This is a genomic window from Flavobacterium sp. (assembly GCF_043760115.1).
Lineage (GTDB): Bacteria > Bacteroidota > Bacteroidia > Flavobacteriales > Flavobacteriaceae > Flavobacterium.
The window spans coordinates 1-7,622 of sequence record NZ_JAYUPK010000067.1; the positions used below are offsets into that span (position 1 = coordinate 1).

7 protein-coding genes and 1 other RNA gene are annotated in these 7,622 nt (G+C 26.2%); 3 read left to right on the top strand and 5 right to left on the bottom strand.

Translation table 11 applies throughout. The features are described from left to right. Positions 1-206 precede the first annotated feature (206 nt). Positions 207-602: RNase P RNA component class A (gene rnpB, locus ACH2BC_RS05715), an RNA gene on the top strand. A 27-nt stretch (positions 603-629) separates the two neighbouring features. Here rnpB and ACH2BC_RS05720 read toward each other — a convergent pair. Genes ACH2BC_RS05720 through ACH2BC_RS05740 form a run of 5 tightly spaced genes read right to left on the bottom strand, consistent with a single transcriptional unit; the run spans position 630 to position 5,540 of the window. Further along, positions 630-1,478 carry a hypothetical protein gene (locus ACH2BC_RS05720; RefSeq protein WP_395053026.1) on the bottom strand — a complete coding sequence of 283 codons (849 nt, stop codon included), beginning with the start codon at positions 1,476-1,478 and terminating at the stop codon, positions 630-632. Beyond that, complete coding sequence (locus ACH2BC_RS05725; RefSeq protein WP_395053027.1) at positions 1,475-3,427, bottom strand: AAA family ATPase; 1,953 nt, start codon at positions 3,425-3,427, stop codon at positions 1,475-1,477. The genes ACH2BC_RS05720 and ACH2BC_RS05725 overlap by 4 nt, the downstream gene beginning before the upstream one ends. Positions 3,428-3,449: 22 nt before the next feature. Continuing rightward, positions 3,450-4,136: a DUF4328 domain-containing protein gene (locus ACH2BC_RS05730; protein WP_395053028.1), complete on the bottom strand. Its 687-nt coding sequence runs from the start codon at positions 4,134-4,136 to the stop codon at positions 3,450-3,452. Between the two features lie 19 nt (positions 4,137-4,155). Beyond that, complete coding sequence (locus ACH2BC_RS05735) at positions 4,156-4,737, bottom strand: RsmD family RNA methyltransferase (protein WP_395053029.1); 582 nt, start codon at positions 4,735-4,737, stop codon at positions 4,156-4,158. After that, positions 4,734-5,540, bottom strand: coding sequence for a DUF3822 family protein (locus ACH2BC_RS05740; protein WP_395053030.1), 807 nt, complete (start codon positions 5,538-5,540; stop codon positions 4,734-4,736). Before ACH2BC_RS05740 ends, ACH2BC_RS05735 begins: the two co-directional genes overlap by 4 nt. 271 nt (positions 5,541-5,811) lie before the next feature. Here ACH2BC_RS05740 and ACH2BC_RS05745 point away from each other — a divergent pair, with 271 nt between their 5' ends. Together ACH2BC_RS05745 and ACH2BC_RS05750 are read left to right on the top strand one after the other, a co-directional pair. Then, positions 5,812-7,230 carry an ATP-dependent RecD-like DNA helicase gene (locus tag ACH2BC_RS05745; RefSeq protein WP_395053031.1) on the top strand — a complete coding sequence of 473 codons (1,419 nt, stop codon included), beginning with the start codon at positions 5,812-5,814 and terminating at the stop codon, positions 7,228-7,230. Positions 7,231-7,279: 49 nt separating this feature from the next. Then, entirely contained in the window at positions 7,280-7,420 is a 141-nt protein-coding gene (locus ACH2BC_RS05750; protein ID WP_395053032.1) for a hypothetical protein, read from the top strand. Positions 7,421-7,622: the final 202 nt, after the last annotated feature.

Sequence of the window (7,622 nt, forward strand, 5' to 3'; positions counted from 1 at the left end):
CTTTTACTAGATTGAGTATGTTTTGACCTTTAAAATTATCCATGTATCAGTATTTAATGGGACTAATATACGGAATTTAAATTAATAACTCAATAATTTAAATTAGATTTAAAATTACATTTCATTCAACCATAATCTTTTACACAATTAAACTATAATGTTGCAATTTTATCATAAAAACTAAAATTATTATAACTTATCTTTGCCACGCAGATCGCCTTATCGTTTTATGCTGAACTTGTTTTAGCATCCTTTAATTTTATTTATAATTTTAAAAGATTCCGAATCAAGTTCGGAATAAAGAGGAAAGTCCGGACACCAAAGAGTAGCATAGCGGATAACATCCGTCAGTTCACTCTGAATTTATTTCAGAGTCTTCTAGGACAAGTGCAACAGAAAGTATGTACAGATAATGCTGTAGTGAAACCAGGTAAACTCTATGCGGTGAAATTTCAAGTATATTGGCATTTAAGGATTACTCGTCCGTTGCCAAAGGGTAGAAAGATTGATTTCGTGAGTAATTGCGAAGCTAGATAAATGATAAGGAGATGCTGACATAAATTCAGCATTTACAGAATCCGGCTTATAGGTCTGCATTTTTTTTATAAATTTGAGCTTATTTTTAAAAACTATTTATATAAATAATTGATAAAATCTTCATTTTCAATTAAATTTAATTGCAAAATAGATTCCCAATAATTAAATCCAAAAACCTTTCTATTCAAGTTAGAAGTTTCAATTGTATTTTCTTTTATTGTATTCAAATCTAATTGTTTCAAATGTGGTATAATTTGATTTATTAATGGTGAAATAACTTTATCTCCATTGTCAGAAAAACGTTCTAATAAATGAAGTTTTTTGTAATGGCTTTCAATTAGAGAGAAAAGTTCTGGATTTATACCAAATCTATTATCTAAATAGAATTTTAAACCAAAAGTACTTTTTTCAAATTCAATGTCTACAAATAAATATTGCAATTCAGGTAATCTGTCAAGGTAAAGGTTTAGATAAATTTTTCTGCCTTTATCATTCCAAAATTTTCCTTTATAACTGTTACATATTGAGCAACTTGGAAATAAATTTAATGGATTAACAACAAATTCACTAAACTCTTCTTTAGGCAAAATATGATCAAATGAATTAATTTCACTTAAAGTACAATTTTGGCAAGTATTAATTATTCTATTTGTATCAGTAGTTGTTATTTCTGTTTTTAAATTCTGAATTAATTTACTTTTATAACTATATAAACTTAATAAATCATTTTTATTATTATCAGCAAATGATTTAGAAACAGTTTTTTCTAAACAATTATCGTCAAAGTTTTTTCTATAGTTATTGTATAACAATTTAATATCATCATCCAAAGCTATTAAACGAGTTTTTAAATCTGGATCTAATTTAGTTACATTCTTACTTTTCACAACATCCTTATGAAAAGCTAGAGAATCTCTTTCTGAATTTTCTATATTTCTCAATTATTATTCTGTGTTTTACTTTTAATATATAATCTTGTATTCAAACTTAATGGTAAATCATCAAATTGCAATAAACTTACTATTTCATTAAAAGTTTTGCCTAAATTCGCTTGTTCTTCTATAATTTTTTTATACTGTTTTTGGATTTCTCTATTACCAAATACATCTTCTGTTAAAGTTGTCAAATTTTCTCCAAAAGATTCAATAGCAATTCTTCTCACACTAGGTACATTTTCATTTCGTTCAATAACATAAACATTTTTTGACAGTAACTCCTGAATGATTAAAGGAGAATGTGTTCCAATAATACAATATGACTTAAATTCATCTACCAACTCATAGATTGTATTAATTAATTGAGATATTGCATTTGGATGTAAATGCGTTTCTGGTTCATCATATAGAATCAAAGAATCTAATCTGATATTTGCTGTTATTTCAGTTATAATGTATAACAATATATTTTGACCTGAACTAAATCTGTCTTTCACTCTATTAAATCCTTCAATATCTACTCTATATAAATTATTGTATGATGTAATTGTTTCGCGTTTTATTAAAAATTCATCTAAAATTTCAGGTTCAATAAAATTAGAAAGTATCGTCCTCCATTTATTAATTCTATGGTTTGCTTCTATTTTTTTCCAGGTTTTATGAAATCTTAATACTAATCCTCTTTCCTTAATAAACTCGCCTTTTGTGTTTTTTAAACCACAATATAAATAATTAAATTTTGTTGTCTTTTTTGGAATTTCAAATCTATCAAAAATACTATATGAAACCGTTATCATTTTACTAAACATTGGAACTCTTGGACTAAAAAACTCTCTTTTATTCTCTGTAATATTTATAGGCAACGATGTCAAAAGTTGAGTTTTCCCTGTTCCATTTTTTCCTATGACTGCATAAATTCTGTCAGACAACAAACTTTTATTGCTAAAATTAAAATTTATATTTACATATTCTTTAGAATATTTTGGAGTAAATTTATAGTCAAAAGCAAATAGATTTTTTAAATCATAATTATTTAATTCGTACTTTATTATTCTTAATGTTCGTTCAGCATAATCAAACCTAATTAATGAATTATTGAATCTATGATGTTGGTCAAAATCTTCAAGTTTATCTGTGAAAAAGGCACAATCCCCAATTGCAAAAAGTATATCTTCAAAATTTTCTGGGAAGATTTCATTTAGATTTCTATAAAATACTTCTCTTTGTCCTAAAGAACAAAATTCAGATTTTAATGAATAAAAACTTTGCGGAATAACATCTAAAGTTTTTTGAAATTCTTTAGTCATAATTTTTATCTCACCAATTATTGATGTAATACCGTTATTTATATAATATAAATAAAAAGAGGTTTTACTGTCAAAGTCATCCCATCTATATTCTCTGAACACAAAATATTCGTTATATTGACTAGTTAAATTTTTAATATCCTCACCGTACTTATTTACAAAAAAGATAATTGTATTTTTTTTAATATCAATCGGAATGTTTTCTACTTCTTCTTTATTAAATACTTTGTAAATAGGAATTCCTATTTTATTATAGTCCGAAATAGATAGTTGCAAATTATCAATTGCAAGAACATCATTAATTTGCAAAACATAAACAATAATATCATCTTCACTTTTTCTGTATACAGGAGAAATAACAGATTCTAAAAATTTTATAAAAATTTCATCATTCTCATAAAGTTTTAATCTATCAACAAATAAGTAATTTAAATCCCAATCAGAATTATTGATTATATGTTGCCAAATATCTCTTTCGGCATTTGGAAATCTGTTATCGTCAGAAGGCATATTTTCAATATCCCAAATCCCTTTTATAAATTCAAAATTAACAGAAGAATAGTTATTTTGATATTCTCCAAGAAAATCGGTATCACTTTTGATAAGCAAATTAAATATTTCTTTCTTTGTGTCTAAAGATAATGTCATTAATAGAAACTGTTATTTTTAATTATCCTTCAACTTGATTACTCAAATCACTTTCCAAAACAGGAGTAATTTCTCTTAGTTTTGTATTGAAAAATAAAGTTTCAATTTTTGAATACTCTTTTATAACATTTATCGTAACAATTGCAAGTGGAATACTTAGTATCGTTACAACCATACTAAAAATATTTGAGTTTATCAATTCATCTATTGTATCGGCATTTAATGACATTCTAAATTGAATATTTGACAAAATGTTTACAACAATCCAAAATGTCCACCATAATTGTACTTTACTAATATTGATTGGTGAATTATATTTTTCAATATTTTGTTCTAAAAAAAGCTCTGTTTCTTCAAAAATTTCTTTCATTATATTTTGTGGTTTATACAAATTTACAAATGGAATAAACCAAGAATATGCTGCTGCTGCTTCAGAATTATCTAAATTATCTACTTTTGAATGTAAATTGTAATAAGCTCGTCTAAACCAACTGATAAAAGTTACTGCTGAAATTATATAAGCAACTAAATAGAAAATTGCAATTATTTGTTGTCTAGTATCATTAGATTCTGCTGCCTCAGTTGTAATTTCTAAAGAAGTTAATAATCCATATTCTAAACTATCAGAAAATAATGATATAACATCAAATATCATAACAATGATTATCAATATAATTGCAGTTTTTGCACTTTGTTCGTTTGGTTTCATATAATTTATCTTTTGTTATTTATCCTTCATCTTCATCACTCAAATCACTATCTTCTTCGTTTGATTCAAATTCAAAAAAAGAAAAAACAGAACCACCATAATTCTTTTGAAAAGAATAATTAGTTAAATGATTTAATTTAGTATGTTTAGAATGTTCTATAACCATCATTCCACCTTCGTCTAGCAACTCATTTTCAAATACTAGACCTACAATTTTTTCAAATTCTTTTTGGTCAATATTATATGGTGGATCGGCAAAAATAATGTCATAACTTGCTTTATGTTTTTCTAAAAATTTAAAAACATCACTTTTTATTGCCGTAATATCAAATTCAAATTCGTCTGCAGTTTGTTTTATAAATTTTATGCAACCAAAATCGGCATCAACACTTGTAATGGGTTTTGAACCACGAGAACCAAATTCAAAACTAATGTTTCCTGTTCCTGTAAAAAGGTCAAGAATTCGTAATTCGTCAAAGTTAAAATGATTGTTCAACACGTTAAACAATGCTTCTTTACTCATGTCAGTCGTAGGACGAACAGGAAGATTTCTTGGCGGAGAAATACGTCGACCTTTAAATTTACCAGAAATTATTCTCACGAGTTTAAGAGTATAAAATGTTCACGGTTTTGTGAAACACTAAAGTTAGTTGAAGCATTTTCTTGTTCCATTAAAGAAACATTTCTTACGTATTTGTAAGCAATTTTATAAAATTCATCCTCTTCTTTTAACGAACCAAGTAATTCTAATTTAAAATTTTCTGGATTCAATTGCAATTGTTCTGCAGTAAAAAGAATGTAGTAAATAAAATCTTCTGGCGTTTTATAATCGAAAGAATTGTATAAAAGCAATTTCTGATTTTGAACCACAATAATCTCAAAATTACTGTCAGATAAGTGAACAAACATTTTTCTTTCTTCATTATTTTTAGAAACAGCAAGCAATTTAGAAACCAAAACAGTACTAGAATGTTTGTAAGTAAATGAACCAAATCGATCAATAAAATAGTTATTCATATTTACATACGGAATGTAAACGTTGTTCATTTCATAATTGGGTAAATCATCAAATGTAAAAAAATCGGTTTCAAAAACCTTAGTATTGTATTGTAAATAACTTCCAATAAATTCTTCGTCAAATAATGCTAAAGGTACAAAAGTTGATAAATTATTACTATGAACGATTGTAATTTCATCATATTGAGAGGTTAATTCTAGATTTTCTCTAAAAACTTCTTCAAATAAATCTTCAATTTTGGCGCTTTTTTGAAAACTAGTAAACGGAATATTTTTTAATGAAATTGCTTGGTTTAAAAGTGAATCAATAACACAAAAAGACAAACCATTCAATGAAACTTGAACAGTTAATTTTTTATAGGTTTTGTCGGTAATATTAGAATTCATAAATTATTTTCAACATCGCAAACTTACGAAATCAATTTCAATATCAATTGCGAAATTAATTTAAAGACAACTTTGTCATTCTGACGAAGGAAGAATCTCAAAACAGAAGTCACTTTAATCAATAAAAATCAATAGCATATTTTAGTTAAAATAAAAATCACTTTCTAGAACATTTATAAGTCGATTTTGAAATTTTAAATAGTACTTTTACGCAAATAAACTAAAATCAATTTTTTATTTTTAATACTGAAATTGATTTTTGCAATTGCAATTGACATTGACAAACTTCTATTCCATATTGACTAAAAATTTTCCATTTAATCCAACAGTTAAACAAGATATTTTCTTTCAAAAAATTGCCGAATTCATTACTAATTACAACAACAACGAATTATTTGTATTAAAAGGATATGCAGGAACAGGTAAAACAACTGTAGTTTCTACCATAGTAAATCATTTAATTGACATCAATAAAAAGTATGTTTTGCTTGCGCCAACTGGTCGTGCTGCCAAAGTAATTTCTAATTATTCTAACAAACCTGCATTTACAATTCATAAAAAAATATATTTCCCCAAAAAAGGAAAAAGTGGTGGCGTGAATTTTACAATGCAACAAAACAAACACAAAAATACTATATTTATTATTGATGAATCGTCTATGATTTCTGATGTAAATTCAGAGTCTAAAATGTATGAAAACGGTTCACTTTTAGACGATTTAATATCTTATGTTTATTCTGGTGAAAGTTGCAAAATGATTCTAATTGGCGATACAGCACAATTACCGCCAGTACATTTAGATATTTCGCCAGCATTAAATTGCGATACGTTAGAACTTAATTATAATAAAGAAGTAAAAACTATAGAGTTGGACGAAGTGATGCGTCAAGAAGAAAATTCGGGCATACTTTATAATGCAACGCAACTTCGAGAAATTCTTAAAGAAAGTTTCATTACCAATTTCGAATTTAAGTTAAAAGGTTTTAAAGATATTGTTCGATTAACTGATGGTTATGACATTCAAGACGCAATAAATCAAGCATATAGCAATTATTCCATTGAAGATACAGCTTTTATTGTTCGTTCTAATAAACGTGCTAATCAGTACAATCAACAAATTAGAACTAAGATTTTAGACAAAGAAAATGATTTATCTGTAGGCGATTTTTTAATGGTTGTAAAAAATAATTATTTCTGGCTAAAAGATTCAGAAGATGCAGGTTTTATTGCCAATGGTGATATAGTTGAAGTATTGGAAATTTATGGTTTTAATGAATTGTACGAATTTAATTTTGCCAAAGTCAAAGTAAGAATGATTGATTATCCCAATCAAAAACCATTTGAAACTATAGTAATTTTAAATACAATTACTAGCGAATCGCCATCGTTAACCTATGAAGAATCTAATTTATTGTACCAAGAAGTATTAAAAGATTATGAAGGCGAAACCAAGTTTAAACAATTTCAAAAAGTTAAAGAAAACGAATTTTTCAATGCCTTGCAAGTCAAGTTTTCTTATGCCATAACGTGTCATAAAAGTCAAGGTGGACAATGGAATACTGTTTTTGTAGAACAACCTTATTTACCAGAAGGCATTGATAGAGATTACATTAGATGGTTATATACTGCAATTACAAGAGCTAAAGATAAATTGTATTTAATTGGTTTTAAGGATGATTGTTTTGAGTAGATATTAGATAATTAATTATCTTTGATAATATCATTTGATACTATAAACTATGAAAAACTGGGTTTTATATTCGTTAATATCAATGTTTATTGCAGGATTAACTTCGGTTATTGCTAAAATGGGATTGAAAAATGTTAGTTCAGATCAATTTCAAAAATCAATCTCAACTTCAAAAGTCAATTTTAAATAATAGCAGTTGTAAAAATAATTTAAAATTTAAGTTGCTTTGTCTTACTGAACGCAGTCAAAGGATTATAACACAAGTTTTCAATTTCAAAAATCAATTTCAACTTAAAAAGTCAATTTAAAATAATAGCAATTGTAAAAATAATTTAAAATTTAAGTTGCTTTGTCTTCCTGAGCGCAGTCGAAGGATTATAACACTAGTTTTC